The 15,836-nt window shown below is 67.3% G+C and carries 14 protein-coding genes; 9 read left to right on the top strand and 5 right to left on the bottom strand.

What is annotated here, in order from left to right; genetic code table 11:
• The first annotated feature begins 71 nt into the window (after positions 1 to 71).
• The 6 genes from FFS56_RS02230 (at position 72) to FFS56_RS02205 (ending at position 6,022) form a co-directional block, all read left to right on the top strand.
• Positions 72 to 1,355, top strand: coding sequence for a CDP-glycerol glycerophosphotransferase family protein (locus FFS56_RS02230; RefSeq protein ID WP_127012372.1), 1,284 nt, complete (start codon positions 72 to 74; stop codon positions 1,353 to 1,355).
• A gap of 2 nt (positions 1,356 to 1,357) precedes the next feature.
• Entirely contained in the window at positions 1,358 to 2,128 is a 771-nt protein-coding gene (locus FFS56_RS02225) for a biotin--[acetyl-CoA-carboxylase] ligase (protein WP_127012371.1), read from the top strand.
• An 86-nt stretch (positions 2,129 to 2,214) separates the two neighbouring features.
• Positions 2,215 to 2,718 (top strand): PH domain-containing protein, encoded by a 504-nt coding sequence (locus FFS56_RS02220; RefSeq protein WP_046749535.1) that lies wholly within the window; start codon positions 2,215 to 2,217, stop codon positions 2,716 to 2,718.
• Positions 2,719 to 2,838: 120 nt separating this feature from the next.
• Positions 2,839 to 3,963 (top strand): 5-(carboxyamino)imidazole ribonucleotide synthase, encoded by a 1,125-nt coding sequence (locus FFS56_RS02215; protein ID WP_046749534.1) that lies wholly within the window; start codon positions 2,839 to 2,841, stop codon positions 3,961 to 3,963.
• Between the two features lie 140 nt (positions 3,964 to 4,103).
• On the top strand, positions 4,104 to 4,571 hold the full coding sequence (purE, locus tag FFS56_RS02210) for a 5-(carboxyamino)imidazole ribonucleotide mutase (RefSeq protein WP_046749831.1): 468 nt from the start codon (positions 4,104 to 4,106) through the stop codon (positions 4,569 to 4,571).
• Complete coding sequence (locus FFS56_RS02205; RefSeq protein WP_046749533.1) at positions 4,568 to 6,022, top strand: LCP family protein; 1,455 nt, start codon at positions 4,568 to 4,570, stop codon at positions 6,020 to 6,022. The genes purE and FFS56_RS02205 overlap by 4 nt, the downstream gene beginning before the upstream one ends.
• A gap of 239 nt (positions 6,023 to 6,261) precedes the next feature.
• Here the strand turns inward: FFS56_RS02205 and FFS56_RS02200 are convergent, their stop codons facing one another.
• Together FFS56_RS02200 and FFS56_RS02195 are read right to left on the bottom strand one after the other, a co-directional pair.
• Positions 6,262 to 6,846 (bottom strand): hypothetical protein, encoded by a 585-nt coding sequence (locus FFS56_RS02200; protein ID WP_046749531.1) that lies wholly within the window; start codon positions 6,844 to 6,846, stop codon positions 6,262 to 6,264.
• Between the two features lie 143 nt (positions 6,847 to 6,989).
• Complete coding sequence (locus tag FFS56_RS02195) at positions 6,990 to 8,753, bottom strand: DUF4012 domain-containing protein (RefSeq protein WP_127012369.1); 1,764 nt, start codon at positions 8,751 to 8,753, stop codon at positions 6,990 to 6,992.
• A 122-nt stretch (positions 8,754 to 8,875) separates the two neighbouring features.
• Between FFS56_RS02195 and FFS56_RS02190 the strand changes: the two genes are divergently transcribed.
• On the top strand, positions 8,876 to 9,949 hold the full coding sequence (locus FFS56_RS02190; protein WP_127012365.1) for a glycosyltransferase: 1,074 nt from the start codon (positions 8,876 to 8,878) through the stop codon (positions 9,947 to 9,949).
• 1 nt (position 9,950) lies between these two features.
• On the opposite strand, the gene FFS56_RS02185 is transcribed toward FFS56_RS02190, so the two are convergent.
• Together FFS56_RS02185 and FFS56_RS02180 are read right to left on the bottom strand one after the other, a co-directional pair.
• A complete protein-coding gene (locus FFS56_RS02185; RefSeq protein ID WP_046749528.1) occupies positions 9,951 to 10,700 on the bottom strand; it encodes an ABC transporter ATP-binding protein in 750 nt (249 codons plus the stop codon).
• Positions 10,684 to 11,553, bottom strand: coding sequence for an ABC transporter permease (locus FFS56_RS02180; protein ID WP_046749527.1), 870 nt, complete (start codon positions 11,551 to 11,553; stop codon positions 10,684 to 10,686). Before FFS56_RS02180 ends, FFS56_RS02185 begins: the two co-directional genes overlap by 17 nt.
• A gap of 197 nt (positions 11,554 to 11,750) precedes the next feature.
• Between FFS56_RS02180 and FFS56_RS02175 the strand changes: the two genes are divergently transcribed.
• Positions 11,751 to 13,436: a glycosyltransferase gene (locus FFS56_RS02175; RefSeq protein ID WP_127012364.1), complete on the top strand. Its 1,686-nt coding sequence runs from the start codon at positions 11,751 to 11,753 to the stop codon at positions 13,434 to 13,436.
• On the top strand, positions 13,433 to 14,332 hold the full coding sequence (locus tag FFS56_RS02170; RefSeq protein WP_231589746.1) for a glycosyltransferase family 2 protein: 900 nt from the start codon (positions 13,433 to 13,435) through the stop codon (positions 14,330 to 14,332). Before FFS56_RS02175 ends, FFS56_RS02170 begins: the two co-directional genes overlap by 4 nt.
• Positions 14,333 to 14,379: 47 nt before the next feature.
• On the opposite strand, the gene FFS56_RS02165 is transcribed toward FFS56_RS02170, so the two are convergent.
• Positions 14,380 to 15,798, bottom strand: a complete 1,419-nt coding sequence (locus FFS56_RS02165; RefSeq protein ID WP_046749525.1) for a bifunctional dTDP-4-dehydrorhamnose 3,5-epimerase family protein/NAD(P)-dependent oxidoreductase — start codon at positions 15,796 to 15,798, stop codon at positions 14,380 to 14,382.
• Between the last annotated feature and the right edge of the window lie 38 nt (positions 15,799 to 15,836).

Raw genomic sequence — 15,836 nt, 5'->3', positions numbered from 1 at the left:
GGCGCTTCTCGGTCAGCTGGACGCGGCGACCTACGCCGGTGGGCACGATCAGGACGAACTATCCTGGAGGGATGGGTGCACTGTCTGACGCGAAGAAGGCATACCGTCTGCTGAAGCGGGCGCTCGCGTCACGCTCGGCGGTGCAGCGCGTGCGGCGGCACCTCGCGGAGCAGCAACCGCTTCCCGCCGGTCACTTCAAGGTCGCTGTCTACTTCGCCGACGGCGCCGTGAACATGTACCAGATGCGCCAGTGGTACCGCCCGCTCATCGAGCTCTCGAAGCGCTGGCCCGTCGTGGTGCTCTCCCGGCAGGCGACCGGGGCCGAGAAGCTGCTCGAGGAGGACTCGCCACCGGTGGCGTTCGTGCCGACGGTGCGTGATCTGGAGCGCTTCATCGCGACGCAGGACATCCGTGTCGTGCTCTACGTGAACCAGAACACCCGCAACTTCCAGATGTTCCGCTACGGACGGCGCTGGCACGTCTTCATCAATCACGGCGAGTCCGACAAGATGTACATGACGACGAACCAGTACAAGGCGTACGACTACGCCTTCGTCGCCGGGCAGGCCGCGCGGGACCGGCTCTCACGAACGCTCTGGGATTACGACGTCGACCGCCGCACGATCGAGATCGGCCGTCCGCAGGCGGATCACTACTCCGGGACCCTTCCCTACACGCCGGACGAGCGCACCGTCGTGCTGTATGCCCCCACGTGGGAGGGCGATCGTCCCAGTGCCCACTACGGCTCCATCGCCTCGCACGGCGAGAGCCTCGTGAACCGACTGCTGGCGACCGGCGCGCACCGCGTGATCTACCGTCCCCACCCGCGCAGCGGGGTGGTCGACGAGGAGTACGGTGCGGCGCATCGGCGCATCGTGGCGGCCATCGAGGCTGCGAACGCCGCCGACGCTACCGCTCATCACGTCTATGACGCCGCCCCCGAACTCGGCTGGCAGCTCACGGCCGCCGATGTCGCGATCGTCGACATCTCCGCCATGGTCTACGACAGGCTCGCGGCGGGGAAGCCCCTCATGATCACCCGGCCGGCCGACGAGCAGGCGTCGATCGACACGCAGGGCTACCTGTCGGACTGCGAGTGGCTCACCGTCGAGGGTGCCGACGATATCGTGGCGGAGGTCGAGAGGGTCCGGGCCGACGAGGCGGCGATCGCCCGACTCCGGATGTGGGTGCAGCACTACTTCGGCGACACCACGCAGGGGGTGGCGACGGCGAAGTTCCATGCCGCTGTCGAACGTCTGATGCAGGAGTGGGAGCACTGGCATTCCCGCGAGGTCGGGAGCGTCCGTGACGACGAGGACGATGACGACGAAGAAGCCGAAGACGAGGACGCCTGAGCATGCGGTTCCCGCTGTCGAGCGCGATCGTGCCCCGCTTCGTGCAGGTGGATCACACCGGTTCCACCAACGCCGACCTGCGGGCGCACGTTGCTGAGGTCGAGGGGTGGCCGCACCTGGCGACTCTGGTGACCCGCGATCAGCGTGCCGGACGTGGCCGTCTCGACCGCACCTGGGTCGCTCCAGCCGGCTCGGCGCTCGCCGTCTCGGTGCTGTTGCGGACACTGCCGGCGGAGCCCACGGCGCGCGGGTGGATTCCACTCGCCGCCGGCGCCGCGATGGTGAAGGCGATCGGCGCGCAGCTTCCCGGTCACGACGTCTCCATGAAGTGGCCGAACGATGTGCTCGTCGACGCGCACAAGATCTGCGGCATCCTCGCGGAGGCGACCGCGGACGCGGTGGTGGTGGGTGCCGGGGTCAACACGGAGATGACACGCGAGCAGCTTCCTCTGCCCACCGCGACGTCGTTCGCCGCGCTGGGCGCTGCCGTGGACGAGGACCTACTGCTGTCGGTGTACCTGGAGACGCTCGACCGCCATCTGGCCGCGCTCACCGCTTCGGAGGACGCGGTCGCGAGCGGTCTGCACGGTGTCGTCTCGGCGCTGTGCGCGACCATCGGACAGGCGGTGCGGGTGTCGATGCCTGCCGGAGCGGTACTGGAGGGCGCGGCCTCGTCGATCGACGCGGAAGGCCGTCTTCTCGTCGTGTCGGACGGCCGGGAACATGCTGTCTCGGCCGGTGACGTCGTGCACGTGCGGCCTGCCGGAAGCTGACACGCCGTCGCACAGACGGCTTTGTCGCAGATCACAGGCACAATGGTGGGGTGACCCAGCCTGTGACGCTCGGTGGACGGCCTCTGATGCCGCCGCCCGGAACGCCTTCGGAGGAGTTGCTGATCGCGCGCTTCCGGAGCCACGCGCGGCGCCTGTTCTGGTCTGCCGTCGTGCTCATCGCGGCGTTCGGGGCCACCGGCTACTTCTTCGGCAACCTGCCGGAGGGGTTCGAGGACTGGATGCTCCTCGCCGCCGCCGGGGCGTTGGTGCTCTTCGCCGTCGTGCTGCCGTTCATCATCTGGTACTCCCGGACCACCACGGTCACCACCAGACGGGTCATCGCTCGTCAGGGGCTCGGAGCCCGGAGTCGTCATGAGATGTCCCATGCGCGCGGCTACACCATCGCCGTGCGTCGCGGTCCGCTGCAGCGCCTGTGGGGCTCGGGAACCATCATCCTCTCGAACGGTGTCGATGCTCCCCTCCGACTGCCCAACGTCCCCAACGTGACCCTCGTGCACGAGACGCTCGCAGACCAGATCGAGGTCGGGCAGATCCTCGCCCATCGCGACGCACAGGCCGTCGGCGACTGAACCGCGCGTCGACGGCGGCGGGTGCACGGTAGAGCTGCACCATCGCGCCGCCATATCCGCAACCTGTCGTGCGCGCCATGATCGGTGAGCGAGAATGGGAAGGACGAATGGAGGCGGCACATGGCGCTGCGTGTGGGCGTGATCGGCGGAGGACAGCTGGCACGGATGATGATCGCTCCGGCGGTCGAGCTCGGACTCGATCTGCGAGTGCTCGCCGAGGATGAGGGGATGTCCGCAGGGCTCGCGGCCACGGCCGTCGGCGACTATCGCGATCTGGAGACCGTGCGCGCATTCGCGGCCGATGTCGACGTCGTCACCTTCGACCACGAGCACGTTCCGCAGGATGTCCTTCGTCAGCTGGTCGACGGCGGTGTGGTCGTCCACCCCGGACCGGACGCGCTGCAGTACGCCCAGGACAAGATCGTGATGCGCAGGCGCCTCGCGGAACTCGGAGTGCCTCAGCCCGAATGGGCTGTGGTGCGCACGGAGCCCGAACTCCAAGCCTTCCTGGACGAGCACGGAGGCGCCGGTGTGGTGAAGACGCCACGCGGCGGGTACGACGGCAAGGGTGTGCGCGTCGTGCGTGCGGCCGCGGAGGCGCAGGACTGGCTGGTGGCGCTCGCCGAAGGTGACGCGCTCCTCGTCGAGGAACTCGTCCCGTTCGTGCGTGAGCTCGCGCAGCAGGTCGCGCGTCGCGCCGGTGGCGAGATGGTCGCGTATCCGGTGGTCGAGACGGTGCAGCGTGATGGCGTGTGCGCCGAGGTCATCGCTCCCGCTCCCGCTGCGACGGAACGACTCGCGGAGGTCGCCGAGGGGATCGGCCGCGCCATCGCCGAGGGGCTGGGGGTGACCGGGATGCTCGCGGTCGAACTGTTCGAGACCGACGACGAGCGAATCCTCGTGAACGAGCTCGCGATGCGTCCGCACAACAGCGGGCACTGGAGCCAGGACGGTGCCGTCACCGGCCAGTTCGAACAGCACCTGCGCGCAGTCGCCGACCTTCCGCTCGGCAGCACTGCACCGCGGGCGCCCTGGTCCGTCATGGTGAACATCCTCGGGGGACCGGCTGAGGGCACCATCGAGGAGCGGTTCGGTGCGGCGATGGCTGAGCACCCGCAGGCGAAGATCCACACGTACGGGAAGGCTCCGAGGCCCGGCCGCAAGGTCGGTCACGTGAACGTCGCTGATGCGGACCTCGACGATGCGGTGTACGTCGCGCGCGCCGTCGCCGCCCACTTCGACTGATCAGCGGACGGTAGGGCCTGATCCCGGAAACATGCGGGACCAGAGGTGTGCCGTTCGGGGAATCTCACAGCACCAGACCGTACCCTGATCTGGTGACTGAGCCACTGCACTCCTCCGCCGCACCTCTCGTCGGCGTCGTGATGGGATCCGACTCCGACTGGCGCGTGATGAGCGACGCATCTCAGGCCCTCACGGACTTCGGAGTACCGCACGAGGTCGAGGTGGTGTCGGCGCACCGGACCCCCGACAAGCTCATGTCGTACGCGCGCGACGCACGCTCCCGCGGCATCCGCGTCATCATCGCCGGTGCCGGGGGAGCTGCTCACCTTCCCGGGATGCTCGCTTCGATGACGCCGCTACCCGTGGTGGGAGTGCCGGTGCCGCTCGCCTTCCTCGACGGCATGGACTCGCTCCTGTCCATCGTGCAGATGCCCGCAGGTATCCCGGTGGCGACGGTCTCCATCGGCGGAGCCCGCAACGCCGGTCTGCTCGCCGCACGCATCCTCGGGACCTCGGATGTCGCGCTCGCGGATCGCGTCGAACAGTATGCCCGCGACCTCGAGGCGCAGGTCGAGGAGAAGAACGAACGGTTGAAGGGCTCGCTGTGACCCTTGCGCCTCCGCGCGCATCACAGCGCCCGCTCATCGAGACCCGGCCGCTACGGCACCCGGACTCCGCCGACCCCGGCGTGATGACCAAGCGCGGCTGGTGGCTGCTCGTGATGAACCTCCTGGTGCCGGGCTCGGCGCAGGTCGTCGCGGGCAATCGGCGACTCGGTCGATTCGGGCTCGGCGCCACCCTTCTCGCCTGGTTCCTCGCGATCGTCACGATGGCGCTCGCCCTGTTCGCCCGTCCCGTCCTGCTGTGGCTCACGATCGGTGGGGGATTCTTCTCCACCGTGGTCCTGACACTCGTGCAGGCGCTGCTCGTCGGCTACGTCGTGCTCTGGGTGGTGCTGACGTTCGACACGTTGCGCATGGTGAGGCTCGTCAAGCTGCCCACCGCGTCCCGGCTCGCAATCCCGGTCGTCGCGCTGGTCCTCCTGGGACTCGTGGGCGGCGGGGCAGCTTATGCGGCCACGGCCGTGGGGTCCGTCCGCAACACCATCGGATCGATCTTCGGTCAGAGCGGTCCCAGCGTCGCACCCAGCGACGGCTATTACAACATCCTCCTCCTCGGAGCGGACAGCGGCGACGGTCGTGACTCGATGCGCTTCGACAGCATCTCTGTGGTCTCGGTGAATGCCGACACCGGTGCCGTGACGATCACCGGCATCCCGCGAGAACTCCCGAACGCACCGTTCAGCGACGGCAGCCCGATGCAGGAGCTGTATCCCGACGGTTTCGAGGGGCATGGCTCCTCGACCTGCGGTTGGAACGGGTGGATGAACCACGTACGCAACGCCGCAGAGGTCTGCCGGGAGGACGGCGGCAAGGGGCTCTACCCCGACGCCGTCGCCAAAGGCTCGGAACCGGGCATCGAGGCCACGAAGGACGCCGCAGAGGGAGTCCTCGGGATCGAGATCCCGTACTACGTGTTCGTCGACATGCACGGGTTCGCTGAGCTCGTCGACGCGCTGGGTGGGGTCGAGATCAACGTCACGGAGCGCCTGCCCAAGGGCGGTCCGCCCGAGGGGTGGACGGGCAGCGATGTGAACGAGTGGGCCATCGGGTGGATCGAGCCCGGCAAGCAGCGCATGGACGGCGACACGGCGCAGTGGTACGCCCGCTCGCGGTACACCACCAGCGACTGGGATCGGATGAAGCGTCAGCGGGAACTGCAGGCGGCCATCCTCGCGCAGTTCACCCCGCAGACGGTGCTCACACGTTTCAACGAAGTGGCGGCGGCGGGTACGGCGTTGATCAGCACCGACCTTCCCTCCGACAAGCTGCCCGAGTTCTTCGACCTGATGCTGAAGGCGAAGGAGCAGCCGGTCACCACGATCGAGCTCACGCCCGATTCGGGCGTCGACGAGCACCAGCCGGACTACGCGTTCATCCGCGACATGATCCAGCAGAAGCTGCACCCCCCGACGGCGACGCCGACGCCCGAGCCCTGATCGAGAGTCCCGGGCGAGGCGTGCTGGACTTCCCACGACGGCCAGGGCGAAGCCGTGTACCCGGGCACCGTCGGCACCGGCGCTCCTGAGCGCACGCGCGACAAAGCCCACGGCCACCTCCCGGAGGAGGACAGCCGTGGGCTTCCGGCGATTTTCCGCCGGATGCACCAGACGACGGTGATCGGAGGGGGAGGGATCACCGTCGTCCAGTCGACCACCGCACGAGGCGGCAGCCGGACCTAGGCGCGCTTGCGACGCGAGGCTCCCACTGCGACGAGGGCTCCGCCGGCCACCAGAGCTGCTGCTCCGCCGCCGAGGATCCACGGCGACACGTCTCCACCGGTCAGGGCCAGCTCGATGCCGCCCCCGGTGAGGGGAAGCTCGGAGCCCGCAGCCGCGACGCCGGGATCGTGGTCGCAGCTGGCCGCGGCATCGTGTCCGTGCGACACGGTGATGGTCGCGGTGTACGAGCGCGAGCCGTTGAAGGCGACCGCGTAGGAGCCTTCGCCGTCGGACGGCGGGCGGAACGTGAGCGTCATGCTCCCGTCAGCGGCCGCGGTGTTGCCCGAGATCGCAGCCTTCGCGGCGTTGTAGCCGGACACCGCCACGTTGACGTTCTCGGACGGAACGAAGTAGCCGGGACCGAACACGATCGTCGACGCTTCGCAGATGTCGATGATGGGGTCGCCGACCTTGGCGCCGGGAGGCGTCGGATAGGAATCGGACGACGCGACAGGTGCAGTCGGCGCAGCGGTGGCCACGGTTGGCGCGACGAAGACGAGCGCGCCGGCGGCAAGGCTGATGGCAGCCAGTTTCTTCAGCATGATTTCTCCCCAGAATTTCACGCGGAATCGCCTTTGGACACACCCCTGCATCCAACTGCGTGGCGTCTTCCTGCCCCCACGGCAGGATGACAGACGCCAGATATTCCCCAGTGAGTCGACGATACCCTATCGGGCGGCGAAAGTCACGAAGCGCATCGCAGCGGTTCCCGTGTCGTCTCGGGGGTGTCGATGAGGGGGGTGTGCAGCACCTCGGTGAGTCTCTGCCCTGCACCCGTGCCCTGGAACTCGACGGTGATCGTCGTCGACTCGCCAGGCGCGAGTGACACCTCGTGCTGAACCGCCGAGCGGTCGTCGATCATCGTGGTCTGAACGCCCTCTTCCGCTCCGTCACGATCGATGTGCGAAGGCGTCGCTCCTTCCGGGCCGTACACGGCGATCAGGGTCCGCACCGTGCCGGCGGGCACGCCGTAGAAGCCGTCGGCTGTGACGTAGGTGGGCAGCGAGGTGGCGGCGTCGGCGGGCGCGGTGTTGGTCCACGTCACGCGCACCTGGGTCGTCGGCTGGCCCTGGCAGGTGCCGACCGACGTCGAGAGGGACGCCCTGGTGTAGTAGTCCATCTTCCCGCCGGTCGTGTCGTTCATCAGCACGCCGACGTAGGTCGCATCGCCGGTGTCCGCGGGGATCGTGCCGCCGAGGTCGGAGTCGGCGAGCACGGCCTCCTCATCTTCGTGAGCACTCCAGATGCGGATGCGTCCTTCTGCCGCGGAGTCCGCGAGTGCTCCCAGCAGAGCTCGTGGCTCTGCGCCGGAGAGCGCAGCGCCGAACAACGCCCCTGCGGCCTGCGCGAAGATCTCATCCTGCACCGCGGGGTCGGGGACCGCGGCGTAGATCTGCGAGAGAAGGATGTCGGTGACGTTGTCGGAGCTCGCCGTGAAAGGTCCGAACGTGAGGTCGCCGGTGGCAGCGAGCAGGTGCTTCGCCACGACCGCGTCGACGGCGACGACACCGTCGACGGTTCCGCCGAATCGGCCCTGCCACCGGGTGGCGATCGCGGCACCTGCTTCGCGGAAGTCCGGGATGCTCGTGATGTTCTGCAGATAGCGACCTGGACGGTCCTCGAACAGGGCGGTCGTCGAGTCGCTGAGCGGCAGGGCCGTGTCGAGCGGGGGGAAGTCGCGAGTCGATGCCTGAGTCTGGAGGGTGATCCTTCCGTTCTCGGCGTGCAGCAGCGCGATCGCCCCGATGATTCCGCCCGAGGAGCGCAGTTCCGCATTGTTCTGCATCGCGAGCACGTAGGTACGGGGGCCTTCGCCGCCGAGCATGGTCGGCAGCAGCACGGCAGCACCGTGCAGTGAGCCGACCACCGTCGCGGCTTCGGTGACGGAGGAACGCATCGTGCGGATGGCATCGGCCAGCGGGGGGAGCGTCGCATCGGCGTCGATGCGACGTGCCTGCTGCTGCGCGGCCGTGAGCGCGGTCTCGGCGGTTCCCAGTGGGCCCGCGATCTCTGCGAACGGTGCGAGGTCGATGGAGCCGCCGGTGAAGCCGAGGCTCGCCAGATCGAAGTCCGCCGCCACGTCGAGGAGCGGCGTCAGCGCGTCGGATGACACGTCGTCGGCGATCTCGGCGATGTCGCTGACGGCACTGAAGTTGGGGCCGACCCATGGCAGTGCGCCGAAAGCGTGCCAGACCGGGTCGGAGGTGAGGTCGTGCGCGGAGTCCGCATTGTGCGCGATGCTCCTGGCGAGGGGCTTGGCTGCGTCGAGGTCACCGGCCGCGATCGCCGCCTTCAGCTGCGCGCTGCCTTTGGCCACCTGCTGAAGATCACTCACCGCGCCGAACCCTCGGATGGCGACCCAGCCGATCGCGACGACCAGAAGGGACAGAAGAACGCCGACGGTCCACCCGATCCATCGGCGTCGGACGGGAAGTCGACCATCGCTCACTCGAGCATTCAAGCACGAACCTCTGCTGCCGTGGTGGGCGGAAACTGTGCGAACGCTGACATTCGCGCGTCTCCGGCTGTGTGCTCCGCGGGGGAGAGGTATGGCGAGGATAGCCTGGGGCCATGGGTGCTCGGCTACGCGTTGTTCTGGATCAGCTCGCGAGCGTCGTCGATCCCGACCACGCCGAGGCAGCGGTCGGGCTGGTCGGCGGTCTGGTCGCCACAGCGCCGTCGGGATGCGCGGTCGATGCGATCGTCCCCGCAGGTGCTTCCGTGCCGGTGGCGGGGATCGCCGACGTGCGCACGCTCGCCATGGGCCGGCGTGAGCTCGCCGCGGCCTGGCAGCTCGGCATCGCCCCCGGTGTCGGCGGAGGGCTCATCCACTCGCCGACCCTGATGGCGCCGCTCGTCAGACACGACCGGCTGCACGACAACGATCAGACGACCGTCACGGTGTGGGATCTGCGTGCCTGGGACGCTCCGGAGCAGTTGTCCAAGGGGAACGTCGCGTGGCAGCGCGGCATGCTCAGACGTGCCGTGAGACACGCCGACGCCGTGGTGGTGCCCTCTCATGCCGTTGCCGAGAGACTCACCGAGATCGCGAAGCTCGGCGACCGCATCCGCGTGATCGCAGGTGCCCCGCCGCAGGGTTTCGGCGGTGCCGCCGAGGGTGCCGCTCCCCGCGATGCACTGTCGCCGACCAGCGGGTACCTGGTGCTCACAGGGTCTGTCGCCGAAGCGGCGGAAGGCTTCCGCGGAGCGGTGGCGGCCGGTCTCGATGCCATCGTCATCGATGCACCGGAGGGATCCGAGCCCCGCTACGTGGAGGCGGCCTCCGCCTCGGGACTCCCGGAGCGCCGTGTGCATGTGCGAGGTGCCCTCTCGGCCGAAGACCGTGCTGGTGTCCTCGAGGGTGCCTCCGTGTATGTGGCCGCCGACGCCACGGCAGGATGGCCCTGGCGTGCCGTGGAGGCGATGACGCTGGGACTGCCGGTCGTCGCCGTCGACAGCGGTTCGCATCGTGATGTCATCGCCGACGGCGGGCGGATCGTCCCCGTCGATGCGATCGCGGAGGCGGTCGAGGATGCGGCAGGCGGATCCGCCGAACGCCTCAAGGTGCTCGCGTCCGATCGGTCGCGAGCCTTCTCCTGGGCGAGTTCAGCCGAACGCCTCTGGGGACTGCACGCGGACCTCTGAATCAGGCTCGCATCAGTTCGACGGCGTCTTTGCTCGGACCGTCGAAGTGTACCTTCCCGCCCTTGAGCAGGATGCCGCGCTCGCAGAGATTCGACACCATGTTGAGGTCGTGGCTCACGACGACGAGGGTCTTCCCCTGCGCGTGCAGCTCTCGGACGCGGGCGAGGCACTTCTTCTGGAAAGGCTCGTCGCCCACCGAGAGGATCTCGTCGATGAGGAGCACATCCATCTCGGTGTGGATCGCCACGGAGAAGGCCAGGCGCAGGAACATCCCGGAGGAGTAGTGCTTGACCTCGGTGTCGATGAACTTCTCGATCTCGCTGAAGGCGACGATCTCGTCGTAGCGAGCCTCGGTCTCCTTCTTGCTCATGCCGAGAATCGCGGCATTCAGGAAGATGTTCTCCCTGCCGGAGAGATCGGGGTGGAACCCGGCGCCGACCTCGATGAGTCCGGCTACTCGACCACGCGTGAGGGCGGTGCCGGTGTCGGGCTCGAGCACTCCGGAGATCAGCTTGAGCATGGTGGATTTGCCGGAGCCGTTGAAGCCGAGGAGTGCGACCGACTCGCCCTCGCCGATCTCGAACGACACTCCGTCGAGCGCGTGGAAGTTCGTCGTGAGCGGCTTGCGGCGGATGGCAGCGAGGGCTGTCTCCTTGATCGAATGCGTGTGACGAAGCTTGAAAGTCTTGTGCACGTCGTCGATCACGACGCGGGGGAGCGTCTGGGTCAGAGGCTCAGAGATCTTGGGCAAAACGGCCCTCCAGTCGGCGGAAGACGAGCTGGCCGATCACCAGCGCGGCGAGAGACGTCACGAGGGCGATCAGCCCGTACATCCAGAGGTCGGGGAGTGGGGAGGCGTTGTCGGGGCCGAGGGGGAACCAGATGCCGTAGTGGAACAGCTCGACGGCCGCCGTGATCGGGTTCAGTCGGTAGAGCACGAAGAGCCACTCCGGTGCGACGCTGGCCACCTGCGTCCACTCGTACATGACGGGCGACGCCCAGATCGCGACCATGACGATGATCTCGACGAAGCTCTGCGCGTCGCGGAACGTGACGTTGATCGCGCCGAAGAACAGCCCGAGACCACTCGCCAGCACGGCGATGATCACCAGCGAGAGCACGATCGCGGCCACCGACGCCAGGGAGGGCGCCCACCCGAAGAAGAGGGAGATCCCCACGACGACGATGATCTGCGGAACCGTGTTGACGGCAGCGATCATCATGCTCGCGACGGGGAACATCTCACGGGGGAGATAGATCTTCTTGATGAGCGCCGCATTGTCGACGAGGGAGCGGGTGCCGTTCGAGAAGGCCTCGTTGAAGAAGGTGACGACCGTGATCCCCGACAGCAGATAGATCGGGAAGAACTCGACTCGATCGTTCAGACCGAGGAAGACGCCGATGGCGACGAAGAAGACGACGAACTGGACGAGCGGCTTCACGTACGACCAGAGCCAGCCGAAGATCGAGCCCCGGTACCTGATCTGCACTTCCTTCCGCACGATGAGCGAGAGGAGATAGCGCTGTCGGAAGACTTCGAGAAGTCCTCGATTCGCGCCGGGGGTCGTCAACCTCTGCGCCTCGAGCGTGCGAGCCTGTTGCACCGCGGATCCACCTTCCGTATGCGCCGACCGTCTCGCGCGCACCGCAGACAATCATACGAGTGACCGTCCTCGCTGCCTGGCAGGACGATGAACGCGGTGCGTCACCGACGCTGACAGCGATCCCCAGGGAGCGCGTGCACCCCGCTGGTAGGGTGAAAAGCCTCGTGCCTCCGTCGATCCGAAAGCAACCAGTATCCGTGACAGTTCTTCAAGCTCTCGATCAGCCTGCGCTCTTCCGGTTCGCCGATGAGAACACCGGTGCCGGATTGTCCGAACGCGAGCGACGCCTGCTGGTGGGAGCGCTCAACTTCCATTCCCTGATGGCTCCAGGGCGCACGCTTCGCGTCCACCTGTACGACGGCACGCCCGAGACCTTCCCTCGCCTGACCGATGACAGCACGTTCGACGGGATGTCGCGGTTCAACCGTCACCGCCTCGAATCGTTCGAGATCACCAGCACGGTCGCGTCCGAGACCCGTGCTGTCGAGGCCTCCGAAGCCCTTTCCACCGCACTGGTGGAATCCACGACGCGTCACCTCCACGTCTCGTCCGACGCGGTTCTCAGCCACGACCCCTACCAGCCGCCGCGCCGTGGGCTCATCGGTGGTCTTGCCCGGCGGGTCAAAGCACGAGCCCCGCTCATCTACGACGACCTCCGCGACCTGGCGCTGCTTCGGCACCGACGGCGTCTGAACACGCCGGTGATTCCGCGGACGTACGAGGCCGAGTTCCTGCCCGGCGGCGCTCATGAGGACGATGTCATCGTCCCGGCCGCGCGGGCACCCGAGGGGGCGACGAAGGCCGTCATCCTGGGATTGCACTGGTTCCAGCTCGGCGGCGCGGAGATCTGGGCCTTCGAGGCCGTCAGACTGGTCCGCGAAGCGGGATTCCTTCCCATCGTCTTGTCGAACCGCGCATCGCACCAGCCCTGGATCACGCGAGCCGAACTCGACGGAGCACTCGTGATCCCGTTCTCCGAGCCCACCGTGGATTCGCAGACCCCGGGGATCGAGCAGCTTCTTCGCGCGTTGCTGCGCACGTTCGACGTCCGCGGTGTCGTCGTTCACCACAATCAGTGGCTCTACGACCGCCTGGCGTGGATCGCGGCGTCCCGTCCGGGGATTCCGATCCTCGACAGCACGCACATCGTCGAGTACACCGGTGGCGGGTACCCGCTCAGCAGCGCGATCGCGGCGAACGCGATTTCCACACACCATGTCATCTCGCCGAGTCTCGCGCGGTGGATGATCGAGGTGCAGGGGGTCCCCGCCGACCGGGTCGTGATGGCTCCGCTCGGAGGACTGACGGTCGAACCCAAGGACGCGGTGTTCCGACCACGCGTCGAGGGCGAGCCGTTCACCGTGGCGTTCATCGGGAGGATGGCTCGGCAGAAGGCTCCGGAGGTCTTCGTCGCGATGGCCGCTCGCCTCAAGCGTCAGGGATTCCGGCTCCGCTTCATCATGCACGGCGATGGGGAGCTCGCCGGCTGGGTGGACGACGTCATCGCCGCCGAAGGCATGACGGCCGACATCGTGCGCCGCACTTCGGCGACTCCGGTGACGGAGACTCTCGACGAGGCGCACGTCCTCGTCGTCTCATCGCACAACGAGGGACTCACCCTCACGACGCTCGAAGCGATCACTCACGGTGTTCCCGTCGTCTCGACCGACGTCGGTGCGCAGCGCGATGTCATCCCCGCGGCGGCGCTCGCCCCACGCTATGCGCATCGCGGATCCCGTCGACTCGCAGAACTGGTCGCTCCGCTGATCGATGACGAGACGGCGAGAGAAGCGCTGTGGCGCAAAGAACGCAAAGCAGAGAAGAAGCTGCTGTCGCAGCCGTCCGCGAGTTCGTGGTTCAAGGAAGAGGTGAGCTCGTGGTGAGCGTCGCAGCAGTCGTGGTGACTTTCAACCGACTGGAGAAGCTGAAGACGGTGCTGGCCTCGGTCGCGGCGCAGACGCATCCGGTCGAGACGCTGTTCGTCATCGACAACGCCTCCACCGACGGCACGGCAGACTACCTGGCCGAGCTCGAGCTGGCGGTCCCGTTCGAGGTCGTCACGATGACCCGGAACTCGGGCGGGGCGGGTGGCTTCTCCGAGGGGATGCGCCGCGGCTACGCCTCCGGTGCGGACCACGTGTGGATCATGGACGATGACTGCTACCCGCGGCCGGAGGCGCTCTCCGCTCTGATCGCCGGTTTCGATGGAGCCGTCGCAGAGCTCGGGGGAGACGTGCCCTTCGCATGCTCCGTCGTGGAGTTCACCGACGGCAGCATCTGCGAGATGAACAATCCCGTGCCGACGTGGGACTGGGGTCGTCTCCTCGTCAAAGGTCAGCAGAACGTCATGGTCACGGCATGCTCTTTCGTGTCGGTGCTCATTCCGCGGTGGGCGATCGCCGAGTACGGGCTCCCGTACTCGGAGTACTTCATCTGGTTCGACGACCGCGAATACACCCTGCGCCTCACGAACCGCTGCCCCGGAGTGCAGGTGCTCGACAGCAAGGTCGTCCACGACATGGGTGACAATCGCGGTGTCAACTTCGCGATGGTCGATCGGAAGAGCCTCTGGAAGTTCGCCTACGGCGTGCGCAACGAGGCCTCCTGGCAGCTGCACCACCGTGGGCTGCTGCAGTACCTCGAGTTCGGTGCCCGCCTGTTCGTGAGTCTGCACCGCGGACGGGTGGCTCTCGATCTGCGCGCCAAACTGCTTGCCAAGTGGCTGCGGGGGATCACGTTCAATCCGAAGATCGAGTACCCGGAGAACACCCCGCACTGAACAGGTCCTCTTGGGTGCCGCGTATGCGCCACCCAAGAGGAGCCGTACTACTCAGCCAGCTCTGCGAGGTACGCTTCGAGCGACGCGCGCATGTCAGCCGGCACGAAGCCTGTGGCACGGATCTTCGCGAGATCCAGCACGCTGTTGCTCGGTCGCGGAGAGACCGGCTGTGCCGCCCCCTCGTAGTATTCCTCCGTGGTGACGCCGGTGATGCGTGTCGGATCACTGTCCGTCAGCTCGAAGACGGAGCGGGCGATGTCGGCCCAGGTCTGCGGATCGCCGGCGCCGGTCAGATTGTAGATTCCATAGGCCGGAGCCGACTCGATCAGGTGGAGGATTCCGCGAGCGAGTTCGTCAGCGAAGGTCAGACGACCGCGCTGATCATCCACGACGCGGGGGTCGATCCCGCGCCGTGCGAGCGATGCCATCGTCTTGACGAAGTTGTCGCCGTCTCCGACCACCCAACTGGTCCGGACGATGTAGTGCCGTGGCGCGACCACAGCTGCCGTCTCTCCGGCCGCCTTCGTCATGCCGTAGACGCCGAGCGGAGCGATCGCATCGCCTTCGGCGTACGCATCGTCGTTGGTGCCGTCGAACACGTAGTCACTGGACACGTGCACCAGAGTGAGCCGATGCGCCCTGGCGATCTCGGCGATGCGGCGGACGCCGTCCACATTCGCCGCCCATGCCGTCCGTCGTCCGGACGGCGTCTCCGCATGATCGACCGCGGTGTACGCGGCCGCGTTGATCACCGTCGAGTACTCGCTCCACTCACGCGCACGATATAGCTCCGGGTCGAGCAGATCCAACGTGGTCCGGTCGGTGAACTCGACATCCGTCCTGTCGCTCAGCAGGTCGCGGAGCGCACGGCCCAGCTGTCCGTTGCTGCCGAGGACGAGAGTCTTGCGCGGTGCGACGCGACGCACATCGGCGAGACGCGGGTGGGCGCGATCCTTGTCGCTGACGGCTGCATCCTCGAGGGCGATGGGCCAGTCGATCGCTGCCGTCTCGTCGGCGAGGTTGAGGAAGCTGTACGCGGTGTCCGGCGACCAGTGGTCGTTGACGAGGTAGCAGTAGGACGTGTCGACTTCGAGGGTCTGGTACGAGTTCCCGACGCCCCGCGGAACGAACACCGCGACCGAAGGATCGATCTCGGCAGTGAAGACCGCGCCGAACGAGGGGCCCTCGCGCAGATCCACCCACGCCCCGAACACCCGTCCGGTCGCAACGGAGACCCACTTGTCCCACGGCTCCGCGTGGATCCCTCTGGTCGTCCCGATCTCATCGTTGAACGAGATGTTGTTCTGGACGGGCCCGAAATCGGGGAGACCGGCAGCGACCATCTTCTCGCGCTGCCAGTTCTCCTTGAACCATCCACGGTTGTCCCCGTGCACGGGGAGGTCCCAGACCAGGAGCCCCGGGATCGGAGTCGTTGTCGAACCCAGGGTCTTTCCGTACTCAGTCACGACCGATGTCCCCCACCAGATGCGGTGTCCACGTCCAC

It is taken from the genome of Microbacterium sp. Beta (genome assembly GCF_005502545.1).
Classification (GTDB): Bacteria; Actinomycetota; Actinomycetes; order Actinomycetales; family Microbacteriaceae; genus Microbacterium; species Microbacterium oxydans.
This window is presented reverse-complemented; position numbering and strand designations above follow the sequence as displayed.

Coding starts and splice junctions, on each gene's coding strand:
- FFS56_RS02230 (WP_127012372.1), top strand. CDS start 72: ATGGGTGCACTGTCTGACGCGAAGAAGGCATACCGTCTGCTGAAGCGG.
- FFS56_RS02225 (WP_127012371.1), top strand. CDS start 1,358: ATGCGGTTCCCGCTGTCGAGCGCGATCGTGCCCCGCTTCGTGCAGGTG.
- FFS56_RS02220 (WP_046749535.1), top strand. CDS start 2,215: ATGCCGCCGCCCGGAACGCCTTCGGAGGAGTTGCTGATCGCGCGCTTC.
- FFS56_RS02215 (WP_046749534.1), top strand. CDS start 2,839: ATGGCGCTGCGTGTGGGCGTGATCGGCGGAGGACAGCTGGCACGGATG.
- purE (WP_046749831.1), top strand. CDS start 4,104: ATGGGATCCGACTCCGACTGGCGCGTGATGAGCGACGCATCTCAGGCC.
- FFS56_RS02200 (WP_046749531.1), bottom strand. CDS start 6,846: ATGCTGAAGAAACTGGCTGCCATCAGCCTTGCCGCCGGCGCGCTCGTC.
- FFS56_RS02190 (WP_127012365.1), top strand. CDS start 8,876: ATGGGTGCTCGGCTACGCGTTGTTCTGGATCAGCTCGCGAGCGTCGTC.